Below are 1,754 nucleotides of genomic sequence, written 5' to 3' on the forward strand. Positions count from 1 at the left end.
TCTGCGAGGTCGGAGAGGGTCTCGATGCCCCGCTTGGCGGCGTCGTCCTCGCGCATGGCGAGCGCGTAGGTGTTGTTGGCGTCGGACGGCTCGAGCCAGACCAGACCCTTCTCGGCGTCGAGCTTCTTGACCCGCTCGTAGGTCTCCTCGGGACCGAGGTCCTCCTCCACCTTGTTGTAGGTGATCAGGGAGGTGCCGGTGTACTCCCAGTAGAGGTCGACCTGGCCGTTGGTCTGGGCCTTGCGCAGCACCGTGGAGCCCATGCCGTCGCGCTTGTCGACGTCGTAGCCTTCGGCCTTGAGGTACTGGGTGGTCATGGACGCGAGCAGGAGCTGTTCGGTGAAGCCCTTGCCACCGACGGTGATCTCGGCGGCGGCGTTGCTGCCGAGGGCGAGCAGCCCGGCGGCGACGGTGGCGGTAACGAGCTTGCGTAGCATGGTGGTTCTCCTGTTTGGCTTCGGTATCGTCAGGCGGGGTTTCGCAGCGGATTGACCCCCTTGGGAACGGTAAGGAACGCCAGCGTGGCGACGATCATGTCCACCACCACGGCGAGGGCGGCGGTGGGGATGGCGCCGGCGAGCATCATCACGGGCCGGTCCAGGGCGATGCCGGTGAAGATCAGCTCGCCGAGCCCGCCACCGCCGATGAGGAACGCCAGCGGGACGGTGCCGACGTTCACCGACAGCGCGATGCGGATGCCCGCGAAGATCACGAACAGCGCGTTGGGCAGCTCCACGCGCAGGAGCATCTGGGTGGGGCTCATGCCCATGCCGGCGGCGGCCTCCTTCATGTGCGGCGGCACCGCCTTGATCCCGGCGTAGGTGTTCCGGGCAATCGGCAGGATGGTGTAGACGAACAGCGCGAAGATCGCAGGGACGCGACCGATGCCGAGCAGCGTCATCGACAGCGCCAGCACCGCCAGGGTCGGGATGGTCTGGCCGATGTTGAGTACCTGCATCGCGGGTTCCGCCACGCGGGCGAAGCGCGGCCGGCTGAGGAGCACGCCCACGGGCACGGCGAAGGTGATCGCCAGTCCCCCTGAGATCAGCATCAGCTCGATGTGCTGGCCGAGCAGGTAGGTGATATCGCCGCGGTAGTAGAGGAACTCGTCGATGAACCCGCTGCCCTCGGTCCACACCCCGAGCAGGAACATCACCACCAGCGCGGTCCCGTAGAAGAGTCTCTGCGGTGACTGCAACAGCATGGCTTACTCCTGCGGCCGGTAGGTCGCGCCCAGGTAGCGGGTGATCCCGCGCTGGGTGAGGGTGCCCGCCAGGCGCCCGTCTTCGTCGACGCAGGCCAGCCAGGTCGTGTCGTGGGAGAACATCAGCGAGGCGACCTTGCGCAGGTCGTCGTCCAGGTGGGCGAGGGCATCCACGCCGTAATAGTGCTCGCCGCATTTGCCGCGGCGGGTCTCGGCGGTGGAGCGCATGACCATCCCCACCGGCTGGTGGTGCTCGTTCACCAGGGTGATGGCGTAGTGGTAGCCGCGCTCGTCCATGAGCTCGAGGGCCCGGCGGAGGTCATCGTCGTGGCGGACCACCGGTACGTCGTCCTCCATGACGTCGCGCACCCGGGCCAGCTGCATGCGCTTGAGGGCGCGGTCCTCGCCGAAAAAGCTCTCCACGAAGTCGTTCTTCGGATGGGCGAGCAGGTCGTCCGGGCGGTCATACTGCACGAGCTGACCGGCGCGGAAGATGGCGATGCGGTCGCCCATCTTGATCGCCTCGTCGATGTCGTGGCTGACGAAGAGG

The 1,754-nt window shown here is 67.1% G+C and carries 3 protein-coding genes; all 3 read right to left on the reverse strand.

Going from position 1 to position 1,754, the window contains the following annotated elements; translation table 11 throughout:
• On the reverse strand, positions 1 to 437 hold a 437-nt coding region (locus tag G7A99_RS17040; protein WP_305792329.1), incomplete at its 3' end, for a glycine betaine ABC transporter substrate-binding protein.
• Positions 438 to 466: 29 nt separating this feature from the next.
• Complete coding sequence (locus G7A99_RS17045; RefSeq protein WP_163142371.1) at positions 467 to 1,204, reverse strand: ABC transporter permease; 738 nt, start codon at positions 1,202 to 1,204, stop codon at positions 467 to 469.
• A 3-nt stretch (positions 1,205 to 1,207) separates the two neighbouring features.
• A partial coding sequence (locus tag G7A99_RS24955; RefSeq protein ID WP_205599894.1) for a CBS domain-containing protein occupies positions 1,208 to 1,754 on the reverse strand: 547 nt, incomplete at its 5' end.

The sequence above is a fragment of the Arhodomonas sp. KWT genome, assembly GCF_010993615.1.

Bases quoted from the DNA above. Each gene is read 5' to 3' on its own strand.
- G7A99_RS17045 (WP_163142371.1), bottom strand. From the start codon at position 1,204: ATGCTGTTGCAGTCACCGCAGAGACTCTTCTACGGGACCGCGCTGGTG.